This window comes from Paraburkholderia phenazinium (assembly GCF_900142845.1).
Taxonomy (GTDB): domain Bacteria; phylum Pseudomonadota; class Gammaproteobacteria; order Burkholderiales; family Burkholderiaceae; genus Paraburkholderia; species Paraburkholderia phenazinium_A.
Map to the genome: position 1 here is coordinate 377777 of NZ_FSRU01000003.1, position 22457 is coordinate 400233.

General features: G+C 63.0%; 19 protein-coding genes. 9 read left to right on the forward strand and 10 right to left on the reverse strand.

Features of this window, described 5'->3' with window-relative positions; all coding sequences use genetic code 11:
- Positions 1 to 48: 48 nt before the first annotated feature.
- The 3 genes from BUS12_RS35290 to BUS12_RS35300 all read right to left on the reverse strand — a co-directional run bounded on the left by BUS12_RS35290 (position 49) and on the right by BUS12_RS35300 (position 3641).
- Positions 49 to 933 (reverse strand): Kdo hydroxylase KdoO, encoded by an 885-nt coding sequence (locus tag BUS12_RS35290; protein ID WP_074302134.1) that lies wholly within the window; start codon positions 931 to 933, stop codon positions 49 to 51.
- Between the two features lie 124 nt (positions 934 to 1057).
- A complete protein-coding gene (gene waaC / locus BUS12_RS35295) occupies positions 1058 to 2059 on the reverse strand; it encodes a lipopolysaccharide heptosyltransferase I (RefSeq protein ID WP_074302135.1) in 1002 nt (333 codons plus the stop codon).
- Positions 2060 to 2246: 187 nt separating this feature from the next.
- Positions 2247 to 3641, reverse strand: coding sequence for a phosphomannomutase/phosphoglucomutase (locus BUS12_RS35300; protein ID WP_074302136.1), 1395 nt, complete (start codon positions 3639 to 3641; stop codon positions 2247 to 2249).
- A gap of 255 nt (positions 3642 to 3896) precedes the next feature.
- Between BUS12_RS35300 and BUS12_RS35305 the strand changes: the two genes are divergently transcribed.
- From BUS12_RS35305 to galE, 4 genes are all read left to right on the forward strand, one after another.
- Complete coding sequence (locus BUS12_RS35305) at positions 3897 to 5171, forward strand: oligosaccharide flippase family protein (protein WP_074302137.1); 1275 nt, start codon at positions 3897 to 3899, stop codon at positions 5169 to 5171.
- 137 nt (positions 5172 to 5308) lie between these two features.
- Positions 5309 to 6094: a glycosyltransferase gene (locus BUS12_RS35310; protein ID WP_074302757.1), complete on the forward strand. Its 786-nt coding sequence runs from the start codon at positions 5309 to 5311 to the stop codon at positions 6092 to 6094.
- A gap of 18 nt (positions 6095 to 6112) precedes the next feature.
- A complete protein-coding gene (locus BUS12_RS35315) occupies positions 6113 to 7249 on the forward strand; it encodes a glycosyltransferase family 4 protein (RefSeq protein WP_074302138.1) in 1137 nt (378 codons plus the stop codon).
- A 12-nt stretch (positions 7250 to 7261) separates the two neighbouring features.
- A complete protein-coding gene (gene galE, locus BUS12_RS35320; RefSeq protein ID WP_074302139.1) occupies positions 7262 to 8290 on the forward strand; it encodes a UDP-glucose 4-epimerase GalE in 1029 nt (342 codons plus the stop codon).
- 84 nt (positions 8291 to 8374) lie between these two features.
- Here the strand turns inward: galE and BUS12_RS35325 are convergent, their stop codons facing one another.
- Positions 8375 to 9676, reverse strand: a complete 1302-nt coding sequence (locus BUS12_RS35325; RefSeq protein ID WP_074302140.1) for an ArnT family glycosyltransferase — start codon at positions 9674 to 9676, stop codon at positions 8375 to 8377.
- A gap of 323 nt (positions 9677 to 9999) precedes the next feature.
- On the opposite strand from BUS12_RS35325, the gene BUS12_RS35330 reads away from it, so the two are divergent.
- Positions 10000 to 10995 carry a glycosyltransferase family 2 protein gene (locus BUS12_RS35330; RefSeq protein WP_074302141.1) on the forward strand — a complete coding sequence of 332 codons (996 nt, stop codon included), beginning with the start codon at positions 10000 to 10002 and terminating at the stop codon, positions 10993 to 10995.
- Here BUS12_RS35330 and BUS12_RS35335 read toward each other — a convergent pair.
- Together BUS12_RS35335 and BUS12_RS35340 are read right to left on the reverse strand one after the other, a co-directional pair.
- Complete coding sequence (locus BUS12_RS35335) at positions 10931 to 12298, reverse strand: O-antigen ligase family protein (RefSeq protein ID WP_083640805.1); 1368 nt, start codon at positions 12296 to 12298, stop codon at positions 10931 to 10933. The two genes, BUS12_RS35330 and BUS12_RS35335, sit on opposite strands and share 65 nt — an antisense overlap.
- Positions 12299 to 12348: 50 nt before the next feature.
- Positions 12349 to 13362, reverse strand: coding sequence for a glycosyltransferase family 4 protein (locus BUS12_RS35340; protein WP_253190297.1), 1014 nt, complete (start codon positions 13360 to 13362; stop codon positions 12349 to 12351).
- A gap of 7 nt (positions 13363 to 13369) precedes the next feature.
- Here BUS12_RS35340 and BUS12_RS39060 point away from each other — a divergent pair, with 7 nt between their 5' ends.
- Entirely contained in the window at positions 13370 to 13645 is a 276-nt protein-coding gene (locus BUS12_RS39060; RefSeq protein WP_171991765.1) for a hypothetical protein, read from the forward strand.
- A gap of 240 nt (positions 13646 to 13885) precedes the next feature.
- Here BUS12_RS39060 and BUS12_RS35345 read toward each other — a convergent pair whose 3' ends face one another.
- On the reverse strand, positions 13886 to 14158 hold the full coding sequence (locus BUS12_RS35345; protein ID WP_074302142.1) for a hypothetical protein: 273 nt from the start codon (positions 14156 to 14158) through the stop codon (positions 13886 to 13888).
- A 433-nt stretch (positions 14159 to 14591) separates the two neighbouring features.
- On the opposite strand from BUS12_RS35345, the gene BUS12_RS35350 reads away from it, so the two are divergent.
- Entirely contained in the window at positions 14592 to 14978 is a 387-nt protein-coding gene (locus tag BUS12_RS35350; protein ID WP_074302143.1) for a GtrA family protein, read from the forward strand.
- A gap of 11 nt (positions 14979 to 14989) precedes the next feature.
- Positions 14990 to 16861, forward strand: a complete 1872-nt coding sequence (locus BUS12_RS35355; protein ID WP_074302144.1) for a hypothetical protein — start codon at positions 14990 to 14992, stop codon at positions 16859 to 16861.
- Here BUS12_RS35355 and BUS12_RS35360 read toward each other — a convergent pair.
- Both BUS12_RS35360 and BUS12_RS35365 read right to left on the reverse strand, forming a co-directional pair.
- Positions 16858 to 18516: a methyl-accepting chemotaxis protein gene (locus tag BUS12_RS35360; protein WP_074302145.1), complete on the reverse strand. Its 1659-nt coding sequence runs from the start codon at positions 18514 to 18516 to the stop codon at positions 16858 to 16860. The genes BUS12_RS35355 and BUS12_RS35360 overlap by 4 nt on opposite strands.
- Positions 18517 to 18764: 248 nt before the next feature.
- Positions 18765 to 19151 carry a hypothetical protein gene (locus BUS12_RS35365; RefSeq protein WP_074302146.1) on the reverse strand — a complete coding sequence of 129 codons (387 nt, stop codon included), beginning with the start codon at positions 19149 to 19151 and terminating at the stop codon, positions 18765 to 18767.
- A 203-nt stretch (positions 19152 to 19354) separates the two neighbouring features.
- Here BUS12_RS35365 and BUS12_RS35370 point away from each other — a divergent pair, with 203 nt between their 5' ends.
- Positions 19355 to 20458: an MraY family glycosyltransferase gene (locus tag BUS12_RS35370; protein WP_074302147.1), complete on the forward strand. Its 1104-nt coding sequence runs from the start codon at positions 19355 to 19357 to the stop codon at positions 20456 to 20458.
- Between the two features lie 113 nt (positions 20459 to 20571).
- On the opposite strand, the gene BUS12_RS35375 is transcribed toward BUS12_RS35370, so the two are convergent.
- A complete protein-coding gene (locus BUS12_RS35375) occupies positions 20572 to 22455 on the reverse strand; it encodes a polysaccharide biosynthesis protein (RefSeq protein WP_074302762.1) in 1884 nt (627 codons plus the stop codon).
- Positions 22456 to 22457: the final 2 nt, after the last annotated feature.

Below are 22457 nucleotides of genomic sequence, written 5' to 3' on the forward strand. Positions count from 1 at the left end.
CCGCATTGAAATCGAAATTGGCGCAGCCCCGCGCAAAGCCGGCGGCGCTCAAACCAGCGCCCTGCCCTTGAGGCGTTCGAGGATGCCAAGCGGCGCGCACTCGGGCTGCGCCATCGCCTTGACCGGCAGGAAGAAGGTCTGTTCCATCATGAACTGGCCGGACATCACCGCATGCGAAGTCTGGTCGGAAAAACACACCCACACGCAGCCCGGCGGAAACGGCATGGTCTCCTGCGGGCTCGACTTCTGATACTCGAGATCGGCCTTCATGCCGTCGTGCAGATTCAGCATCAGATGGTCGTATTCGCTGCGCGGCGATTTGGTCACGTGCAACAGGTTCATCAGCCACGCCGAACCCGGCATCTGCGGCTTGATGCCCGGCAGGAAGCGTTTGGCCATGTCCTCGAACGGCTCGCCCACCCGCCATACGCGCGGCGTGCCGTGCGGGTTCACGTTGGTGAAGACGCGCAGAATGCGCTCGCCGTAGTTCGGGCGCGACGGGAAAGCATCCACGTGCAGGCGGCTATCGTCCTTGCGCCACGAGGTTTGACGCGTTTCCACCTGATGCAGCCGCAAGCTCGTCGGCGCGACGCGCAGCTTGCCGTCGTATTCGGGGAAGAGGCCGTCCACCAGCGTGCGGGCATTGGCCTGATAACGCGCAATCAACGCGCGCACAGCCGATTGCGTCACCGCGTCGCCCACCACGCCATGCAGCGCGCCGCCGTTCGGTTCGAGACTGATGTTCTTGCGGTTCGGATCGGCCAGCGCCGGGTCGAGCAGCGCCTGCTCGCCCCCTTCGATCGCAAAGCGCAGATTGGGGAAATACAGCACCTTGCCGCGTTCGACGCCGGCCAGCAGCGTCTCGCGCGGCACGGACAGGTTGCGTCCGTGCCAGTCAGCGCTTGCAACTTCGATGATCTGGGTTTCGTTCATGGTCGCCCTTGAAAGCGGATGGAGCGTAATGCGGGTGGCCGGTGGTCCGCTGCGGTCGCCGGTCGTTCGCAGCCGGTCGTTCGCAGCCGGCCGCCAGGCCGGTCGCCGGTTAGCCGCCCTCGCGTTACAACAGCCCGAAAGCGGTCAGCGCGGCCTTCACCTGCTGCAGTGTCGGCGGTTGGCCGGCGGTGCCGAGATTGACGACATTCGGCGACCAGTAGCCACCGGTGCGCCAGGCGGTCGCGAAATTGTACAACTCGACCGTAGGCCGCTTCAGCGCAGCCGCGATATGCACTAGACCTGTATCAACCCCAACCGTGGCCGCCGCGCCTTCGATCAGCCCCACCACCGCCGGCAGAGACAGCCGCGGCGGCACGATGGCCGCGGCGCCGAATTCCTTGGCGAGCCGCTCGCTGGTCACGCGCTCGGCGTCGCTACCCCACGGCAGCACGATCGACGCGCCGCGCAGCACCAGCGACTGCCCCAGCTCGATCCACGCGGCGTCGGGCCATTGCTTGTCGGCCCGCGAGGTGGCATGCACGAACACCACGTAAGGCACCGGCAGGTTCAGATTCGCCTCGGACAGCGCCAGCGCCGCGCGCCCGGTATCGAGGCCGAAGTCGATCTCGTCGGTGGGTTGGGGTTTGGGATCGTCGAGCGCGGCGGCGACCAGTTGGCGCGTGCGCTCCACGACGTGGGTACGCGGCTCGATCGGCACGCGCTTGTCGTAGAAGAAACGCACCGGCCATTCGTAACCGGCGCCGTCCGTGCGATTACCGAGGCCCACCACCGGCCCGCGCGCCATGCCGGCCACCCAGGCGGTCTTGATGAGCCCCTGGCAGTCGATCACCAGGTCGTACTTCTCGGCGGCAAGCGCGCGGCGAAACGCGCCGATCTCGCGCCAGTTCTCCAGCGACAGCAGCCGCTTGCGCCAGCGCCGCAGCGAGACGGGAATGGCCCGGCGCACGCCGCTCACGAGCTGCACCAGGCCGACGAAGCTCTCTTCGACGAGCCAGTCGATCTGTGCATCGGGATGCCGGCGGCGAATGTCCGCGATCACCGGCATGTTGTGAACGACGTCGCCTAACGACGACACCCTCACGATCAGTATCTTTTGCACGCTCAAGGAGTGGAACGCCGGTCATCCGGCCAGAAGATGCGTTGAAAGGACGGCAATTTTAGCGCGTCGCGTGCAAAAACCATGAAAAAACGCGGCGCGGTATGTGGATACCGCGCCGCGCGGGGCGCCGATCGAGCCTGGCGCGTGCAGCCGAGCCTCTGGCCGGCTGCACGCGCCGCCGCCGTTGCAGCGGTCAGAACGGCAGTTTGGCGTCCGGCTTCTCGGCCAGAATCACGCGGCGGAAGTCTTCCTGGATGCGCGAGAGCGCGGCGTCGTTATCCGCCTCGAAGCGCATCACAACCACCGGCGTGGTGTTCGACGAACGCGCCAGACCGAAACCGTCCGGGTACTCGACGCGCAGGCCGTCGATCTTCACGACGTCATCCGCGCCGGTGAACTGGGCGCTCTTCTGCAGACGCGCGATCAGTTCGAAGTTTTCGCCTTCTTCGAGCTTCAGTTGCAATTCCGGCGTGGAATGCGAGTTGGGCAGCGAATTCAGCAGCGCGCTCGGATCGGCCACGCGGGCGAGGATTTCCAGCAGACGCGCGCCCGTGTACAGGCCGTCGTCGAAGCCGTACCAGCGGTCCTTGAAGAACACGTGGCCGCTCATTTCGCCCGCCAGCGGCGCGCCGGTTTCGCGCAGCTTGGCCTTCACCAGCGAGTGGCCGGTCTTCCACATCAGCGGTACGCCGCCCTTGTCCTTCACCCACTTCGCCAGATTGCGCGTGCATTTGACGTCGTAAATGATCTGCGCGCCCTGGTTGCGCGACAGCACTTCTTCGGCAAACAGCATCAGTTGACGGTCCGGATAGATGATCTGGCCGTCCTTGGTGACGACGCCGAGGCGGTCGCCGTCGCCGTCGAACGCGAAGCCGATTTCAGCGTCGGTCTCCTTCAGGGCCTTGATGACGTCCTGAAGGTTTTCCGGGTGAGCCGGGTCCGGGTGGTGATTCGGAAAGGTGCCGTCGATCTCCGTGAACAGTTCGACGATCTCGCAGCCGAGCTTCCTGAACAACCTGGGCGCGAGGCCACCCGCGACGCCGTTGCCGGTATCCACGACGATCTTCAGCGGCCGCGCCAGCTTGATGTCGCTGACGATGCGCTCGAGGTACACGTCGGCGATGTCGTAGTCCGTATAGCTGCCGGCGCCGCTGGCGAAGTTGTCGTCGACGATGCGCTGATGCAGCGCGAGAATCTGCTCGCCATAAATGGCTGCGCCACGCAGCACCATCTTGAAGCCGTTGTAGTCCGGCGGATTGTGGCTGCCCGTCACGACGATGCACGAGTCGACGCGGCGCTCGCCACCTGCCAGCTTGAGCGGCACGCTCGCGGCGAAATAGCCCACCGGCGTCGGCACCATGCCGACGTTGACCACGTCGACGCCCGCCGAGCGCAGCCCATCGGAGAGCGCCGCGATCAGGTCGGGACCCGACAGGCGGCCGTCGCGGGCCACCACGACGGCGTCGCCGCCTTGAGCACGCACTTCACTGCCGAACGCGCGGCCGATCAGACGAGCGGTCTCAACGTCGAGTGTCTTGCCGATCACGCCACGAATGTCATACGCCTTGAAGATAGATTTGGAAATCATGGTTGGCTCACTTGCGTGCATTGGAAAAGTTGACCGGCACCTTCTGGGGGTGTTCCGCGTCATGAGTGGTCATCGCGCTGCGCCCTTGCCGGAGGCACTCCGGTTCCAACTTATAATTGCGCTTTTCAGACACGCCTTACAGACGACTATTCTAATGCTTAGACGCCCTCCATTCGCAAAGTTGCCGCTCCAGACGGCCAGGTGGGCAATTGCACCGACAGCCGTGTCGTATCGGGCCGGGCGGGCAGGCGCTGGATGCTGACGCTCAAAGGCTTATCCGCTCGCTTCGCCAATCCCGACGTCACGCGGGCGTTTGCGAATATCGTCTGGCTCGGGCTGGAACGGGTCACGCAGATCGCCGTGGCCATTGTCATCAGCGGCATGCTGGCGCGCTACTTCGGCCCGGATACCTTCGGCAAGTGGCAATACGCCAATACGCTGCTGCTGGTGCTCTCGCCCATCACCTGGGTGTGCGGCGCCGAAATCCTCGTGCCGACCATCGTCAAGCGACCGCCCGAACAACTGGGCACCGTGCTCGGCAGCGCCTTTGCGCTGCGCCTGTCGGTCTCGGCCGCTGCGCTGCTGCTCACCTGGACCAGCATTGCCGCCGGACTCACCGATCCGCTGGTCGGCGCCATGCTGGCCGGGCTGGCCGTGACGATGCTGTTTCGCGAGCCGTTCGTGGGCGTGATCAATTCGTGGCTGCAGAGCATGACCTACAGCAAGCCGCAATTGCTCACCAGCATGAGCACCGCGGTCGTGAAGGCCGCGCTCGTGTATCTGCTGGTGCGGGCCGCGACTACGCCTTCGCGCTTCGGCTGGTTGTGGGCGCTGGAGTCGGCGGCGATCGGCGCCGTGCTGCTCGTCTATTACATCAGGCGGCATGGTGGCACGCTCGGCTGGCATCTCGACCGCTCGCTGTTTCGCCACTTCGCCACCGCCGGCACGGTGTTCTGGCTCGGCCTGATCTGCATGTACCTGTTTCTGAAACTCGACCGGCTGATGCTGGAGCGGGCCATTTCGTTTGCCAATCTCGGCCGCTATTCGGCCGCGCAGCAACTCAACGAGAACTGGATCACGCTCGCGTTGATGCTCGCGCAGACCATCGCGCCCGCCTTCGTCTATCGCGTGCAGGAACCCGCTCACCTGCGCCGTAACATGTGGCGCCTGACCGCCATGACGGCGGCCTTGATGATCGGCGGGGCGGTGGTGCTCGACCTGCTCGCGGGCCTCATCATCCGCCGCGTGTTCGGGCCGGACTACGAAGGTTCGATCGGGATTTTCCGCTGGGCTGTGTGGCTTTCGGTGCCGGCCGGCATCGAGGCGATCGGCAATCTGATCGTGCTGAAATATCAGGCCAAGTTCGTGTTGCTGGCGAAGTGGCTGCTGGCGCTGGCCGTGGCGTTCGTCGTCAACCTGCTGGCGATTCCACGCCTCGGCGCCTATGGCGCGCTGGTCGGACTCGCGGTGGGCTATCTGGCCGCCGCTTCAGTCAACCTCTACTACATCCGCCTCAAGCTGCGCTCATGACGAACTCATCCGCCTCCGCGCACAACCCGTCGCCTTCGACTGTGCCTGTGCCGGCGCCGCACACATCGCGCGGTCCGCAAGACCCTGCGGGCCCACTTCGCGCGTCGGATGCCGCCCTCGGCGACGTCGCCGTGTTGATGCCTGCGTATAACGGCCAGGCCGACGTCGAGCGCACGCTGGCTTCTTTCGATGAAGACGCGCCGGTGCACGTGCTGATTGTCGACGACGGCAGCACGCCGCCGATCGTCGCCCCTTCCCTGCCGAACCTGATGATCGAAGTCTTGCGCATGCCGCAAAACGGCGGCATCGAGAAAGCGCTGCAGACCGGCATCGACGCTCTCGCCGAGCGCGGCTTTCGTTATGCGGCACGGATCGACGCAGGCGATCTGACCGTGCCGCACCGGCTCGCGAAGCAGCGTGCCTATCTGGAAGCGAACCCGCGAGTGGCCGGTCTCGGCATGTGGACCCAGGTGGTCACGCGCGCCGGGCAGCCGCTCTTCATGTTGACACCGCCCGCCGCGCCTCAGGCGATCCGCCGCCTGCGCTTTTATCGCAGTTGCCTTGCGCACCCGTCCATGACGCTGCGCATCGACGCGGTGCGCGAGGTGGGCAACTATCGCGCGGATTACCGCTCGGCCGAAGACCTCGATCTGTTCCTGCGTCTGATGGAGCGCTACGACTGCGCGAACCTGCCCGAACTGGGCCTGTACTACGAGCTGAACGAAGGCGGCATTAGCGCCACCAAACGACGCCGCCAGGTCAGCTCGACGCTGCGGCTGCAACTGCGCTACTTCAACGCCGGCAATCTGTACGACTGGCTGGGGCTCGCGAAGAATCTGCTGCATCTGGTCACGCCCTATCGCGCGTTGCAGGCCGTCAAGCGCAGGCTGTTTGCGTCGTCGCGCGCCGGCCATCAAAACTAAAGCCCCTGTCAAACCGCCATGAAGTCCAACGTTTCGCTGCGCATTACACTCGTCTGCAATACTGCGTGGGCAATCTACACGTACCGGCAAGGGCTGATCCGCGAACTGGTCGCACGCGGCGTCGAAGTGACGGTGCTGGCGCCGCGCGACCGCACCTTCGATCTGCTGGGCGCCATGGGCTGCCGCTGCATCGACTTGCCGGTGGCGTCGAAAGGCACCAATCCGCGCGACGACCTGCGCACGCTGTGGGCGCTCTTCCGCCGCTACCGGAGCATCCGGCCGCACATCGTGTTTCACTATACGATCAAGCCGAACATCTACGGTTCGATTGCGGCTAAGCTGGCAGGCGTCGATTCGGTCGCGGTGACGACAGGGCTCGGCTACGTCTTCATCCAGCAGAGCCGCGCCGCGCAGGTCGCCAAAAAGCTGTACCGGTTTGCGTTCCGCTTTCCGCGCGAGGTCTGGTTTCTGAACCGCGACGATCAGGCCGCGTTCGTCGATCAGAAGCTGCTCGTGCATCCGGAACGCGCCCGCCTGTTGCACGGCGAAGGGGTCGATCTCGAGCAGTTCGCCTTCACGCCGCTGCCGGACAAGCCGCATTTCGACTTCGTGCTGATCGGCCGGCTGCTGTGGGACAAGGGCGTGGGCGAATACGTGGAAGCCGCGCGACGCTTGCGCGCGCGCTATCCACAGGCGCGCTTCCGTCTGCTCGGGCCGGTGGGCGTGGATAATCCCAGTGCCATCACGCGCGACGAAGTGGCCGCGTGGGAGCAGGAGTGCGTGATCGAATATCTCGGCGAGGCGCACGATGTGCGGCCGTTTATCGCCGCAGCGGATTGTGTCGTATTACCCTCGTATCGTGAGGGCGTGCCGCGCACGCTGATGGAAGCGTCGGCGATGGGCCGGCCGATTGTCGCGACCGATGTGCCCGGCTGCCGGGAAGTGGTCGCGGACGGCGTCAATGGCTTGCTGTGCGAAGTCCGCAATGCGGAGAGCCTGGCTGGGCGGCTCGCACAGATGCTCGACATGAGCGGCGCAGCGCGCCGCGCCATGGGCGAACGCGGCCGGCAAAAAGTCGCCGCCGAATTCGACGAGCGCGTAGTGATAGAAAAATATAAAGACCTGGTTCGCAACTTGACGGGCGTTTCACTTTAACGGAGCAACAGCATGGCCACGAAGGGCACGATTCTGGTAACGGGCGGCGCGGGTTTCATCGGCTCGCATACGTGCGTCGAACTGCTGAACGGCGGCTACGACGTCGTCGTGATCGACAATCTCGTGAACAGCAATCGCGAATCGCTCAGGCGCGTCGAGCAGATCGCCGGCAAGAGCGTGACGTTCTACGAAGCCGACGCGCGCGACGAAGCCGCGTTGCAGCGCATTTTCGACGCGCATCCGGTCACGGGCGCGATCCACTTTGCGGCGTTGAAGGCGGTGGGCGAATCGGTGTCGAAGCCGATCGAGTACTACAGCAACAACGTCGGCAGCCTGCTCACGCTGCTTGGCGTGATGCGCGATCGCAACGTGAAGCAGTTTGTGTTCAGCTCGTCGGCCACTGTGTATGGCGTGCCGAAGAGCTCGCCGATCGACGAGTCGTTCCCGCTGTCCGCCACCAACCCATACGGGCAGTCGAAGCTGATCGCCGAGCAGGTGCTGCGCGATCTCGAACTGTCGGACCCGAGCTGGCGCATCGCAACGCTGCGCTATTTCAACCCGGTGGGCGCGCATGAAAGCGGGCTGATTGGCGAAGATCCGGCCGGCATTCCGAACAATCTGATGCCGTATGTCGCGCAGGTGGCGGTGGGCAAGCTCGAGAAGCTGCGCGTGTTCGGCGGCGACTATGAGACGCCGGATGGTACCGGTGTGCGCGATTACATTCATGTGGTCGATCTGGCGCGTGGGCACCTGGCGGCACTCGATGCGCTGGTCAGGCACGATGCGAGCTTTGTGGTGAACCTCGGGACGGGCCAGGGGTATAGCGTGCTTGACGTGGTGCGCTCGTTCGAAAAGGCTTCGGGCCGGCCGGTGCCGTATGAGATCGTGGCGCGGCGTCCGGGGGATGTCGCGTCGTGCTATGCGGATCCGGCTGCTGCGGCGAAGCTGTTGGGGTGGCAGGCGGAGTTCGGTATCGAGCGGATGTGTGCGGACCACTGGCGGTGGCAGGAGAAGAATCCGCGGGGGTTTGAGGGAGCCTAGAGGTTCTGCCGGGAGACGCATGGACACATGGGTCTCCCGGTCACTGGTTGGACCGTCGCGTCTCGCGCCGGAAGGCTCAACGGATCAATGAGCCTTCACAGCCGCCGCAGCGCAGGCTCGCCCGCTGCAAAGCAGATACATACGTTCCTTGCCTAACGTGCCCGTCCAGACAACGGCAGTGCCCGGTCGATCCGCAGTCCGGGTGAGCAGCCAGCCGTCCTGCATGTCAGCCGGGACCCAGGTGATCGGCGCAGCGGGCCAGCGCTGGCTATCAATGTTGCCGTTCACAGAAAGGCCTGCGCTTGAAGGGTCATCCGTATAGATTTGATCGGCTCCGGTGATGGCGACGATCGACTTCGCCACAGCCGCCGCATCGCCATGCTGCCTTGTCTGGACGATCGGAAAAACCGCCAGCGCCACGAACTTGAGTCCGATAACCACCGCCACGCAGTACACGGCGATTCGCACCGTGCGTTCATTGAGCGTGGCGAGCCTTCCGGCCAGCACGAACGCGATAAACGGGTACAGCGGCAGAATGTAGCGGATGCTGCCTTGAGGCGAGAGCCAGTACGGCAGGAAGTTAAGCGCCGCTGCGAGTGCCGCCGTCGTTTCCCATGACCGTGTCTCACTCGATCCCGAGGACTGACCTCGAAGCACGCCATACGCAACGACCGCGGACACCGGGAGAAACCGGCAAAACGTTTCGACCGGGAATGAGACGACTTGCCTCAGCCACTCCAGCAGGTTGGCCGGCAACATCCGCTTCAGAACATCCCCCGTCATTGCGCCGCCCTCATGGCCGGCAAGACCTGTGCGGCTAGTCAGGTAGAACCATGCAAACGGGGCAGCGATGCCCGCGACATAGCAGAGCACGGCGGACGGCTTAAGTAGCGTCGACCTTGCGTCCGGGTGCCGCAAGAAAACGACCGCCCACGTCCCCAGCACGAAGACATAGGCGGTCAGCGCTTTCGTCAGGAAGGCGGCCGTCACCAGGACCATCGCAAAGCCGATCGGCGCCACGGCTTTGCGCTTCGCAGCGACCATGATGGACGCCATGGCGCCAAACGTCAGCAGTGCAAAGAGTGGATCCGAGTACGCCAGCCAGCCGTGATAAAGCAGCGCGTCCGAGCTGAGAAAGACCAGCAGCGCAAGCCATGCCGCGCGGCGCGTGCCACCCAGCGCACGAACAAACGCAAACAGGCTCGCGGCCGTGAACACGGTTGCCAGCGCTGTGACCAACCGGCTCGCCACCAGCACATGTGCCGGACCGAGCGTCATGGCGAAAGGCAGCATCAGCCAGTTCAGAAACGGCGGTCGGCCATATGCGTTGCCGTACAGGACCGGGTTGGACCACAGATGCCCGTGCCACATTTCGAGTGTCGTCATGGTATACACGCCTTCCTCGCCAACGTAGGGGAAGAAAAGGCTGGGTACAAAACTCACAACGGCGGCCACCAAAAGCCAGCGCCAAAGCGTAGGCGTTTCCCCGTGTTTCATGATCGATTTTCCGTATGCCGGTCGGAAGGAGACGGCGTTCTTGTAGAATGGCGTTCGCACGCGTACGTCGCGCATGCGCGCCGGAGTTTATCACCCTTTGTTTGCGGCCTATTTTGGCTTTTCTTTATTAGAAAATGAGCCGGCAGTTTCCATTCGTGCCGGTTAAATAAAGCCGTTCGCAATCCAAAGCGAAGCGGTATCGGGGAATCGAGATGTCACACAACACGGGTGTCGAGGAATACCGGCCGCTGCTGACCATCGTTGCGCCGGCCTATAACGAGCAAGAGGTATTGCCCGAATTTCACCGCCGGGTGTCGGCCGTGCTCGATACGCTCGATGTGCCCGCAGAAATCCTGTACGTGAACGACGGCAGCACCGACGCCACGCTATCGGTCATTCGGCAACTTCATGCCGACGACCGGCGTGTGAGTCTCATCGACCTGTCGCGGAATTTCGGCAAGGAGATTGCGATGACCGCCGGCTTCGACCACGCCCGAGGCGAAGCCGTGATTGTCATCGACACCGATCTGCAAGACCCGCCCGAACTGATCCCTGAAATGATCCGCTTGTGGAAAGCGGGCCATGATGTCGTGTACGCGCAGCGCGAGTCGCGCGAAGGCGAAACCTGGCTGAAAAAGGCAACGGCACATTGCTTCTACAGGCTGATCGATCGGGTTGCGCACGTGCGCGTCCCACGCGACACAGGCGACTACCGCCTGTTGTCGCAGCGCGCCGTTCAGGCGTTACGCCAGATCAAGGAACACCATCGCTTCATGAAAGGCCTGTTTGCATGGGTGGGCTTCAATCAGATCGCGGTGCCGTACCGTCGTGACGCGCGCTACGCCGGCGTCAGCAAGTGGAACTACTGGAAGCTGTGGAACTTCGCGCTTGAGGGCATCACGTCCTTCACGACGGTGCCCCTGCGTTTCGCCACCTATCTGGGCCTGGGGACCGCCGCGCTCGCCTTTTCGTATGCCGTGTTTGTCTTCTGGAAAGCGCTCATGTATGGCGACCGCGTGCACGGTTACCCTTCGCTCATGATCGTCATCCTGTTCCTGGGAGGCGTCCAGTTGATGACGCTAGGTGTGATCGGCGAATACGTCGGCCGCACCTTCAACGAAACCAAGGGCCGGCCGCTTTACTTCACGAATCAGGTGAGCCTTGGGACGACGAACCGCCAAAAAGCAGAATGCCCGTCAGGAGAATGAACAGATTCCCTTCGGTGAAATTGAGCAGCAACGAGTTCGCGAAACACCCCAGCACGAAAGCGAGCAGATAGCCGCCAACAACCGTGGCCGCCAGTGTGTCGACCCGCCGGCATTCGCGCCCAACCGCGACGAGCAACCAGACGAACAGCGCGACGCCCAGCAGCCCGAGTTGCACGCCCATCAGAAAGAACTCGTTATGGGGGTTGCTCGCCATGGCCGCGTGACCGCCGGTGCTGTTCTTCGCGAGCTTTTCGAATTCGGGGCGCACGCTGCCGGCGCCATAGCCGAAAATCGGCCGTTCGCGGATCAACGCCAGACTGCGTTGATAGAACTCGAGCCGCACGCCCATCGAGGTATTCTGGTTGTAGACCTCGAATTGCTGAATCTCCTGCCCTGTCTCCGCTAGCCGCGAGTGCTTCGCGGTGAAGGCATAGGCCACGAGGCACAGGCAGACCGCAACGCTCGCCACTGTGGCGATCCAGCGCGTGCGCCGGTCCTGGCGCCGCGATTTCAGAAGTTGAACGGCAACGAAGACCACCATGTAGGCGATCGCCACCACCTGCCCCGTGCGCCCCTCTAGCACGAACAGGACGTTCACCATCGCCAGCGCGGCGACCAGATACAGCAGCCAGCGTCCGATGCCTTTGCGCACCGTCGTGGCGAGCGCCATGGCCAGATAGCCCAGAAACGCCATCATCAGGCCGCCCGAAATGTGGTCCTTGAAGACCCACGCTTTGGTCATCGGGTCGCTGCCGTGCATGGGACCCACCGCGGTCCAGCCGAAGAAGTTCGTGTACGTGAGCAGCATGCTCAACGTCAGCGCGGAGAACAGCCCCCATATCGCGGCGACCTGCCACTTCGACCGGTCGCTGCCGTAGAACACCACGAACAGCACCGGCAACATCAGCAGCTTGCGGTACTTCAACAGGAAGCTAAACGCCTCGTCATGGCTCGCCGCACTGTAGACGATGCTCAGACCGAGCACAGCAAACAGCGTGAGCGCGGCGACGTTCACCGGCGAGGCAAAGATCTTTCTGCATGCCCGCCACGCCTCGGGAGACAGCAAGGCAAACAGCAACACCAGCCCGGAGCCGAGATTCACGCCCGCCGTGGAGATCGGGACCGCGCACAAGGTGACAAGCGCACACACTCTCGCGAGCAGCAGCGCATACGACTCCGATTGGGACCGCCAGCCTACGCCCAACGTTGCCGAGTGACCATGCTTGAGCGCGTCGGCGCTGCCCGTGGGGGCGGCGCCGGTTTGCAGTGGCGTGACTTCGCCGGTGATGTGCGGTGCGACCATCGGAAAACCTTTTCGCTATATGAACTTCTGGATTCGAAGATCTTAGCTTGTCAACGGTTCGCCACCAAGGCTTCCTCGCCCTGATTCCGATAGGGCCGGACCGCGCTACTCTCCTGCGCGGTAAAGAATTGCGCACGCTGGTCGAGCGCGGCTGCCGAATACATCGATTCGACGGTCTCCCGGGCGCGCTGTCCGACCGACGCACGCAGCGCAGGATCGGCCAGCAACGTGGCCACAATCTGACGCGCCTGCTCGGTGGTGTCGAAGATAAAGCCGTTCTCGCCATGCCGGATCCAGTCGGCATAGCCGCCGCGCCGGTGACACACCACCGGCAGCGCGCAGGCCATCGCTTCGAACACCACGCGGCCAAACGTTTCGACGTGCGACCCGGTCCGATAATAGAAGACATCGAGCGAGCGCATAAAGTCGGCGGCCGGCGTCGCGCCTTCCGGAAAGAGTTCGATGTTCGGCTGGTCCCCTAGCGCTCCAGCGAGGGTGGTAGCGCCCTGCAACCTCACATCGACGCCTTGGGCCGACCACTCCCGATACAGCACGAGGTCTTCGTCATCATGCTTGTCCGCGGTATCGCGGCTCATCCGGCCGACGACGGGCCGGCTGCGCGTTGCGGGCAAGCCTGGTTTGAACTGCTCAATGTCGATAGGCGACGGATGCACCACGCCATCCACACCCACCTGACGCTTCTGGAACTCGGAGATGAACACGTACTCCGTCTCCGGCCAACGCAGCAGCTTCGGATGCGTTGAAGTCAGCGTCAGGATCTTCGGATGAAACGTGTTGTAGACGTAAATCAGCCGTTGCGGTACCGGTCCGAGATACGGCCACGTCCGGTGGCGCCAGTGCGAGCCGACGAAGACGTAGGTCCCGCCATTCGGCCGATGTCCCGGCGCGAGTCCGAGCGTCTTGATGCCGAACTGCTCGACCAGTTCAGGCGAACTCCGCGACGATGACGACCACAGCTTGACCTCGCTTCGCGTGTTCAGCAGCCTGGCAAGATGGAGGGTCTCCTGCTCGCTGCCGCCGTACGGATTCTGGAATCCGTTCACGAGATGAATGACTGGTTCGGGGCTGGATTTAAATGTGTTCGTCATTGGCGAAATGGCGCGAATTTTGTCGCCGGGATTGAACGGGTCAATCGCCGGGCTAGCTCCGGACAGCAAGGGTCTTACTGCGATCTTCATCAGCCGGGTAACGACAGAAACGTTGAAAGATCGCGTAATGTGGCATTTGAAAGTTATTAAATCTTGTTTGACATCGGGCACGCTGTGCCTGGCCGCTCACCCCGCACGGACGGCTCTCTTCGTTAACGGCGGGCGAAGAAATAACTGAATGGCACCATGAAACAAATTGTAACATCACGATGCCTGCCAAAAACAATATCGAATGCTCTGCATGCTTCCGGCATATCAAGGGTGCCGATTGCGAAGGCGAGCGAAACCGCACCACCCGCGCGCCTGTTTAGCGCGCCGCCGGCCTTTTACAAATGTGATTTCCCGGCCCGGCCGATGAAACGTACGACCGGTGGGACGGGGAGAGAACCCCTTAACCTCGCTCGAAGGAGGTGATGCCTTAATAGCAGTCGAACACCACTTCGATCATCTGATCCGTCACGCCCCAGACGCCTTCGGTGTGCACGGCGACGACATGCAACTGTCTGCCCTGGTCCTTGCAGTAGGCCGCGGCGCGCTTCGTCCCGACGGTTCTGACGTGATTCCACGACGTGAAGCTCCAGCGCGCCCGGCTCATCAGGGTCAGGTGGCCGTCCTGCCGCGAGTCGACACTCGACACCGTGGTACAGGCAGACAGGACCCCGATGCTCGCGAGGTAGGCACTCCTTCTCATCGCAACACGCCAAAGTGAGGCGTGCAAATTCATGAACGCGGGCCCTGGGAATCGACGATGGATCAAAAGGCTAGGCATGTGAGCGGTGAGTAACGGCGAGTGTTTCGGCCACGCGATTGTATCGGCGGAATGGGCCTCGCAGTGTGTCAGTCCAAAATTCTTGGGCGTAGCGCATTTTGCCGGAATGGTCGCGCCAGAGGTTAAAATCCCGCCCAGTCGACGCTGGCCCTGCATCGGGCCCCTTTGCCCTACTCATCGCCTGCTGTGATGTCACCCACTATCGTGAAGCTATCCAAGACCAAGACGAGCCCGGTTCTGCCGACGGGATCGCAGCTCAATGCGCGTTCCAGCGAACGCCTTGAAGCTGGACCCTGCCCTACGCGCCCCCGTCTCTCGATCAAGCTGCACGTACCCGGCTGGAGCGCTCACTAGCATGCGCCAGCAACTGATTCGTTTCCTGATCGCGGGCGTCGCAGGGTTCGTGGTGGACGCCGGCATTCTGTACCTCGCGCTCGCCGTGGGTCTCGGTTACTTCGCCGGCCGCGCGGTGTCGTTCCTGTGCGCCGTATGGGCCACCTGGCAAATCAACCGCCGCTATACCTTCACCTCGGTGCGCAGCGAGTCGGCGTGGGTTGAGTGGTGGCGCTATCTTGCCGCGATGTCGGTGGGAGGCGTCGTCAACTATGGCGCCTATAGCGCGACCGTGCTCACGCTCAAGGGACTGCCGTTCCTGCCTATTGTGGGCGTCGCGGTGGGATCGCTGGCGGGCATGGTCGTGAATTTTGCCTCGGCCAAGCTGTGGGTCTTCAGGCAACGCTGAGTCCCGCCAACATGAATACGGTAGAAAGCACTATTCCCCGCAAGTCGGTCTGGCGGCGACTTCTCTCTGTTGATCTGAATACGCCGCGCGCGTTGGCGACTGCCCGCGTCGGCGTGCCTTTGCTGTTCGGCCTGTGGTCGCTATGGTTGGGCCAGGATAAAAACTGGGACCTGTTTAACTACCACCTGTACAACGCTTTCGCGTTTTTGCACGACAAGCTTCACACCGATTTCGCCCCGGCCGGGATGCAGACTTACTTCAATCCCGTGCTCGATGTCGGCTACTACGTGCTCAACGCGTATCTGCCGGCCCCGCTCGTCGGCTTTCTGATGGGCGTCATTCACGGGCTCAATTTCGTATTGCTGCTGGCGATCGCGCGTCGCGCGCTGCCCGATCTGCCGGCCGAGGATCGCTACCGCGTACCGCTTCTGCTCGCGATAGCGGGCATCCTGACGGCGAATTTTCTCTCCGAGCTGGGCAACACCATGGGCGACGACACGACCGCCCTGTTCAGCCTCGCCTCGCTGCTGGTGCTGTTGACGTACTGGAACCGGCTCGCAAGCGCGTCTGCAAAGTCGTTCGGCATAGCGGTTCTGGGGGGATTGCTGGTCGGCGTAGGCATGGGCCTGAAGCTGACCAATGTGGTCTACGCCGTCGCGCTATGTGTCTCGCTGCTGCTGTTCCCTGCCACACCTTTCGCCCGGGTTCGTCTCGCGTTTGTGTTCGGCATCGGCGTGCTTGTTGGGCTCTCGCTCAGCGGCGGGTACTGGCTGTGGAAAATGTGGGAGACCTTCGGGAATCCTGTCTTCCCGCAGTTCAGTTCCGTGTTCCCGAATGCGTTGACGCCGCGCGTCGGTGTGGCCGATACAAGCTGGCTTCCGAAGACGACGCTCGAAACCGTGCTATGGCCGTTTCTGTTTTCGCTGCACTCCAAGCGGGTTGGTCAGGCGACGCTGCATCAGTGGATCTGGCCGGTGGTGTATGTCCTGTTCTGGGCATGGATAGCGCTCTCCGGTCTTCGCACGCTGCGCCGTTCCTCTTCGCACGGCAAAGCACTTGATCCGCGCGCGCGCTACGTCGTTGCGTTTGTCGCGCTCGGCTATCTGCTGTGGCTCAAGCTGTTCAGCATTTACCGCTACGTCGTCCCCATGGAGTTACTGACGCCGCTCGTCGCCTTCCTGCTTCTGACGCAGTTGACCGCCTATCTCACCGCCCGTCGGATCGCCGCGTGGACCTTGAGCGTGACAACGCTCGTCGTCGTGCTGGGCGGCGTCGAAACATGGGGACATGAGAGCTGGGCGCGTCAGGCGTTCCGTGCGGAGACGCCGAGCCTCGACTCGCCACAAACGACAACCGCGATCATCGTAGGCGGCGATCCCGCCTGGGGATGGCTCGCGACGTTGTTTCCCGCCACGGTCGCGTTCACGCAGATAGGCGGGAATTTCCCTGGCACGCCTCTCTATGACGAGCACGTGCGGCAATTGGTGCGTCAACGCGGCGGCCCGACCTTCGCGGTATTTGAGGTCAAAGATAACTGGCGGATCGAGTTCGTGGCCAAGATGAACCGGATCGCGGACGAGATCGGCTTCACCGGCAGCACCGAGGCATGCAAGCGCCTGCAGTGGACGGTGTCCCGCTTTCGCTTGCACGCGAGCGTCCAGTGGCTTTCCGGTGCGTCGTCGCAAGGACCTGCATGTCAACTAGGCCTTCGCGCCGACGACGTGCACGACCCCGCGGCCGACAACCAGCGCTCGGTGGAGCAGGCCCGAGCGATCCTTGAGCAACACGGCTTTCTCATCGATCCGCTCAAGTGTTCGATCCATCGGGCCTATGTCGGCCAGGGGAATTATCCCTATCAGTGGTGTCAGGTCACGCTACGCTAGGCCGCCTGAAGCGGCGCCACTGCGCCGCTGCCAAGCTGACCTGAAGATCTCCCGCGCCCGCTGGCGGCAAACGATTCCTCGCTGCCTTCGTCCGCCCGCGACTCGCCCGCTTCAAGCTGAAACACGGACACCGCCTCGCGCAACACGGACGCCTGCTCTTCCAGCGATTTCGCCGCCGCAGCGGCCTCTTCCACCAGCGCGGCGTTGTGCTGCGTGACCTCGTCGATCTGGGTAATCGCCTTGTTGACCTGCGCGATGCCCTCGCTTTGTTCGCGGGCGGCTGCTTCGATTTCGCCCATGATGCTGGTCACGCGTTCGACCGACTGCATCGCTTCGTGCATCGTCTTGCCCGCTTCGGCCACGAGCGATGCACCCTGCTCCACCTTGGCCGCCGACTCGCCGATCAGCTCCTTGATCTCCTTCGCCGCCGTACCGGAGCGCTGCGCGAGACTGCGCACTTCCGACGCCACTACCGCAAAGCCACGTCCCTGTTCGCCCGCGCGTGCGGCTTCGACGGCGGCGTTCAGCGCGAGGATGTTAGTCTGGAATGCAATCCCTTCGATCATGCCGATGATCTCGGCCACCTTGCGCGACGAGGTGGTGATGCCCTCCATCGTTTCGGTCACGCGGCCCACTACGGTGCCGCCGCGGGTCACGGTCTCCAGCGCGCCGTGAGCGAGGCGGTTGGCCTGCTGCGCGTTGTCGGCGTTCTGCTTCACCGTCGCCGACAGCTCTTCCATGCTGGCCGCGGTCTCCTCGAGCGCCGCCGCCTGCTGTTCCGTGCGGCGCGACAGATCCGCGTTGCCCGAGGCGATCTCATTCGCACCCTGGGTAATCGCGCCGGTGCTGCCGCGCACCTTCGATACCGTGTCGATCAGGCCATCGCGCATCTGCGTCAGGGCGCCGAGCAACTGGCCCATCTCGTTGCGCGAACGCACCTTGACGGCGATCGTCAGATCGCCCGCGGCAATACGCTGAAAATGGCGAATGGTCTGGTTGACCGGCCGGATCACCGCCGCCGAAAGACCGACGCGCGCCAGCACGCCAATCACGATCGAGATCACGCCGATCGCCGCAAACAGCAGCGTGGCAATGCGAAAACGCGCACCGGCGGTGTCGGCCTGACGCTGCTGGTTATCGGCTTCCAGTTGCTCGAGCGCGTCGATCGCTTTCGCGTACGTGGCGTAGAAACTGTTGGCGGTCTCGCCCTGGATATTGCGGAAGGTGTTGAAGTCGTTATCGGCAAGCGCCTTGAATTCCGGCTCGATAGCCTGATCGACCAATGCCGATCGCGCCGTCTCCACGGCATGGGCGAGCCGCTGCTCGTCGTCGCTGCCGAAAGGACCTGCCGCGTAGGTGTGGAAATCGTCATTCGACTCGATCAGCACCTTGTGCGCAGCGGGCAGCAGATCGTCCGTTTGCTTGCCGACGCTGAACAGGGTCTCGTAACTGCCCAATGCGAGCCGCACCTGCAACAGCTTCGCAGAACTGGCGTTCAGATGCGTCAACGCGACCGAATTGCGCTGCACATCGTGCAAGCCGTTGCTCGCGAGCTTGAGCGCGCCGTATCCGACCCCGATCACGGTCAGCAAGAACGCGACGAAGACGCCGATGACCAGCGTCAATCCGCCCCGAATGGTGATGTTATTTAGCATTGTTTCTCCGTAACGTCCTGGTCGAGCGGCGCACGACCAAAGCTCCCCGTTCGCACCTCGCCGCCTCTGCGTTAACGGTCGTCCGGACCCCGGGCTAGATAGGGGGAATCCATGACAGGCAAGGGTTTCGGGGGGTTACGGAGTCACTATGTGGGAGCGGGAGGCTGAATGCCGTCCGGGACGTACGCGAAATATGCGCAATGCTTCGTGCAAGGGGTGAATCGGCTCACCCCATTACGGAGAGACGCTTAGTGTTGCGTAACTTTCCACAGCATGGAAAAGGTCGCGGCCCCGAGGGTCACATAGCCGGTTGACATGCAGTTATCCGAGCGCGGGTCGCATAGGATGGTCAGCTTCTGCTTGCCGCTGAAATCGAGGTTGACCGCCGGGTCAACCGTTCCGCGCTGCGGGGTCGGCAAACTGTAGACGAATGGGTAGCTTTGCTTCGGCGTTTTCGTGTGATCGCCCAGAATCACCAGCGTGCCGGTGTCTTTGGGAGCAGGATCGAAGTGCAGCTCGGCCGTGTCGGCCATTTGCGTGACGCCGGTCATCACGACGGGGTGCGAATAGCCGTCGGCCAGGGCACTGCCAGCAATAGAAAACAGAATGAAAGCAACGGTGAACTTGCCAAACATGGGTGTCAATCAGTCAAACAGTAGACCAGCAGTATGACGGAACGGCCGATTCTTTTCAGTGGCGAAGCCGTGCCTTGCTGCGCAGGGCTCCAGGGCCATCAGCGAGAGGGTCGCTGACTGAAACTGTAGTCCGTCCCGGGCCGCTTTTCGAGGCCCGTTCGTTTCGTTTGTATAATTCGGCGTCTTCGCTCAGGCTCACCTTCATGCTCAGTTTCGCGCTCGGGTTCCTCGTCTCTCTGCTGATCACCTTGTTGATCGTGCGCTACGCGCATCTGCACGAAAAATTCTCCACCGATACCGATCTGGCCGGCGTGCAGAAATTCCACGCGCAACCGGTGCCGCGGATCGGCGGCACGGGCATCCTGATCGGCCTGGTGGTGTCGGCCTTGCAGTTGCATCACGCGTATCCGGCCGTGTCCGGGGGGATTCTGGGGCTCGTGGCATGCGGCCTGCCGGCCTTCGGCTCGGGACTGGTGGAAGACCTGACCAAGCGCGTCTCGCCGCTCGCGCGGCTCGTCTGCACGATGGCGGCCGCTGCCCTCGCCTATTTCCTGCTGAATATCGCCGTCACGCGCATTAGCGTGCCGCCGCTCGATTTTCTGCTCTCCTATGCGGTGATTTCCTGCGCGGTCACGGTGCTGGCCGTGGCGGCGCTGGCGAACGCCGTCAACATCATCGATGGCTTCAACGGGCTTGCCTCGATGGTCGCGTTCATGATGTTCGCGTCGCTGGCGTATGTGGCGTTCGAGGTGTCGGATCCGATCGTGCTGTCCGCGTCGCTCATCATGATGGGCGCGGTGATGGGCTTCTTCATCTGGAATTTTCCGGCCGGCCTGATCTTTCTCGGCGACGGCGGCGCGTACTTCATCGGCTTCATGCTCGCGGAACTGTCGATCATGCTGGTGATGCGCAACCGCGATGTGTCGGCGTGGTATCCGGTGCTGCTGTTCATGTACCCGATCTTCGAGACGTGTTTCTCGATCTACCGGAAGAAGTTCATTCGCGGGATGTCGCCGGGGATTCCCGATGGCGTCCACCTGCATATGCTGGTCTACAAGCGGCTGATGCGCTGGGCCGTGGGCGCACGCACGGCACGCGAGCTGACGCGGCGCAATTCGCTGACCTCGCCGTATCTGTGGCTACTGTGCCTGGTGGCCGTGATCCCGGCCACGTTGTTCTGGCGGCACACGCTGCATCTGTTCTGCTTCGTGGTGGTGTTTGCCGCGACCTACGTGTGGCTCTATGTGAGTATCGTGCGCTTCAAGTCGCCGCGATGGCTGGTGGTGAGGAAGAAACGGCGGGCATAGAAAAAGGCGCATAAGCGCCTTTTTCTTGTCGTGCCGTGCTGCTGTCGCGAAGGGTTCGCTACCTCTACCTGCCCGAGCCGAACACCGCAACGCCCAGAAGCAGCGCTCCAGCGCTACGAAGCGCGAGCGTTGGTGACCGAAGGCACGCTCTGCAGCGGCGGCGCCAGCGTCGGCTGATATTCCGGCACCCAGCGACGCAGATCGCGCCGTACGTCCTGATCCGGCAACACACGGTGCTGCATCAACCAGGGCAACAATTCGTCCAGCAGGTTATCCGGCACTCCGCGCGCCTGAGCGATCCGGAGTTTCGGATGCGGCGTACGGGTGGTGGTTTCGTCGTCGGCGAGCAATTCTTCGTACAGCTTCTCACCTGGCCGCAGACCGGTGAACACGATGCGGATGTGCTCCTCGCTGAACCCGTACAGACGGATCAGATCGCGCGCCAGATCGACGATCTTCACGGGCTCGCCCATATCGAGGATGAAGATCTCGCCGCCGCGTCCCATGCTCGACGCCTGCAACACCAGTTGCGAGGCCTCGGGAATCGTCATGAAGAAGCGCGTGATCTCCGGGTGCGTCACGGTGACTGGACCGCCCTTGGCAATCTGCTGCTGGAACTTCGGAATCACGCTGCCCGCGCTGCCCAGCACATTGCCGAAGCGCACCGTTTCGAACTGGGTGCGCGAGCTGGTTTGCTGCAAGGCCTGACACGCCATCTCCGCGAGACGCTTGCTCGCGCCCATTACGTTGGTGGGATTGACGGCCTTGTCCGTGGAGATCAGGACGAAGTGCTTCACATCGTGACGGATCGCCGCCCGCGCCACGCGGTACGTACCCAGCACGTTGTTGCGAACCGCTTGCCACGCGTTCTGCTCTTCCATCAGCGGCACATGCTTGTAGGCCGCCGCGTGAAACAAGATGTGCGGCGCATGGCGTGACAGCACCTCGTCGAGCAGCAAGGAATCCTTGGCATCGCCGATTACCGGCACCACCGGCAAGCCCGGGAAGCGGTCGTGCAGCTCTTCCGTGAGCTTGTACATCGCGTACTCGGACAGATCGAAAGCGATCAGTTGCGCCGGCTCGAAGCGCAGGATCTGACGGCACAGTTCGGAGCCGATCGAACCGCCCGCGCCCGTCACCATCACCACGCGATTGCGCAGCAGGGCTTCGACGTGCGGCGTATCGATCTTCACTGGATCACGTCCCAACAGGTCTTCGAGGTCGATCTGCCGAACCCGCGACAGGAACGCCTGACCTTGCGTCAGCGTGGTCAGGGCCGGCAACACCATGGCACGCACGCCGGCGCGCACGCACAGCGTCGCCACGCGGCGCTGTGCTTCCACAGAAGCAGAAGGAATCGCGATGATGGCGTATTCGGTCTTGAGCGACTCGGCCAGTTGCGGCAACTCGCTGATGGAGCCCAGCACCTTGTAGCCGTAGATTTCGCGGCCATGCTTGGCTACATCGTCGTCGAGCAGGCCAACCAGACGCCACTCGCTCGAACGCGACAATTCGCGGGCGAGGCTCGCGCCTGCGGAGCCCGCGCCCAGCACGACGACCGGCTTGCCCTGGCCGACGAGACCACCGTAGAGATAGAACTCCTTGGTCGCGCGATAGAGCGCGCGAGTGCCGCCCATGACGAGGAACAGCAGCAGCGGCGAGACCACCAGCACGGAGCGCGGCACGATCGGTACCGGTTGCACCATCACCGAGACCACCATCGTGACGAGCGCGCCGGCGATAACCGACTTCGAGATCCGCATGAGGTCCGGGAGACTGGCGAACACCCACATGCCTCGGTACAGGCCAAAGATGCGGAACATCACACCGTAGACCGGCAGCACCCAGAAGAGCGAATGCAACGCACCTTCCATGAAGTCAGCCGGGACGGTGCCGTTGAAGCGAATGACGTAGGCGGTCAGCCATGCCGCCGTGACCGCAAACAGATCGAACAGGAAGGCACTGAGGGACAGCAAAGAGGCTTTATTTTTTAACATCT

Coding starts and splice junctions, on each gene's coding strand:
- BUS12_RS35305 (WP_074302137.1), top strand. CDS start 3,897: ATGCTGACGCTCAAAGGCTTATCCGCTCGCTTCGCCAATCCCGACGTC.
- BUS12_RS35365 (WP_074302146.1), bottom strand. CDS start 19,151: ATGTTTGGCAAGTTCACCGTTGCTTTCATTCTGTTTTCTATTGCTGGC.
- BUS12_RS35290 (WP_074302134.1), bottom strand. CDS start 933: ATGAACGAAACCCAGATCATCGAAGTTGCAAGCGCTGACTGGCACGGA.
- BUS12_RS35330 (WP_074302141.1), top strand. CDS start 10,000: ATGTCACACAACACGGGTGTCGAGGAATACCGGCCGCTGCTGACCATC.
- BUS12_RS39060 (WP_171991765.1), top strand. CDS start 13,370: ATGACTGGTTCGGGGCTGGATTTAAATGTGTTCGTCATTGGCGAAATG.
- BUS12_RS35350 (WP_074302143.1), top strand. CDS start 14,592: ATGCGCCAGCAACTGATTCGTTTCCTGATCGCGGGCGTCGCAGGGTTC.
- BUS12_RS35300 (WP_074302136.1), bottom strand. CDS start 3,641: ATGATTTCCAAATCTATCTTCAAGGCGTATGACATTCGTGGCGTGATC.
- galE (WP_074302139.1), top strand. CDS start 7,262: ATGGCCACGAAGGGCACGATTCTGGTAACGGGCGGCGCGGGTTTCATC.
- BUS12_RS35375 (WP_074302762.1), bottom strand. CDS start 22,455: ATGTTAAAAAATAAAGCCTCTTTGCTGTCCCTCAGTGCCTTCCTGTTC.
- BUS12_RS35345 (WP_074302142.1), bottom strand. CDS start 14,158: ATGAGAAGGAGTGCCTACCTCGCGAGCATCGGGGTCCTGTCTGCCTGT.
- BUS12_RS35325 (WP_074302140.1), bottom strand. CDS start 9,676: ATGACGACACTCGAAATGTGGCACGGGCATCTGTGGTCCAACCCGGTC.
- BUS12_RS35310 (WP_074302757.1), top strand. CDS start 5,309: ATGCCTGCGTATAACGGCCAGGCCGACGTCGAGCGCACGCTGGCTTCT.
- BUS12_RS35360 (WP_074302145.1), bottom strand. CDS start 18,516: ATGCTAAATAACATCACCATTCGGGGCGGATTGACGCTGGTCATCGGC.
- BUS12_RS35370 (WP_074302147.1), top strand. CDS start 19,355: ATGCTCAGTTTCGCGCTCGGGTTCCTCGTCTCTCTGCTGATCACCTTG.
- BUS12_RS35335 (WP_083640805.1), bottom strand. CDS start 12,298: ATGGTCGCACCGCACATCACCGGCGAAGTCACGCCACTGCAAACCGGC.
- BUS12_RS35315 (WP_074302138.1), top strand. CDS start 6,113: ATGAAGTCCAACGTTTCGCTGCGCATTACACTCGTCTGCAATACTGCG.
- BUS12_RS35355 (WP_074302144.1), top strand. CDS start 14,990: ATGAATACGGTAGAAAGCACTATTCCCCGCAAGTCGGTCTGGCGGCGA.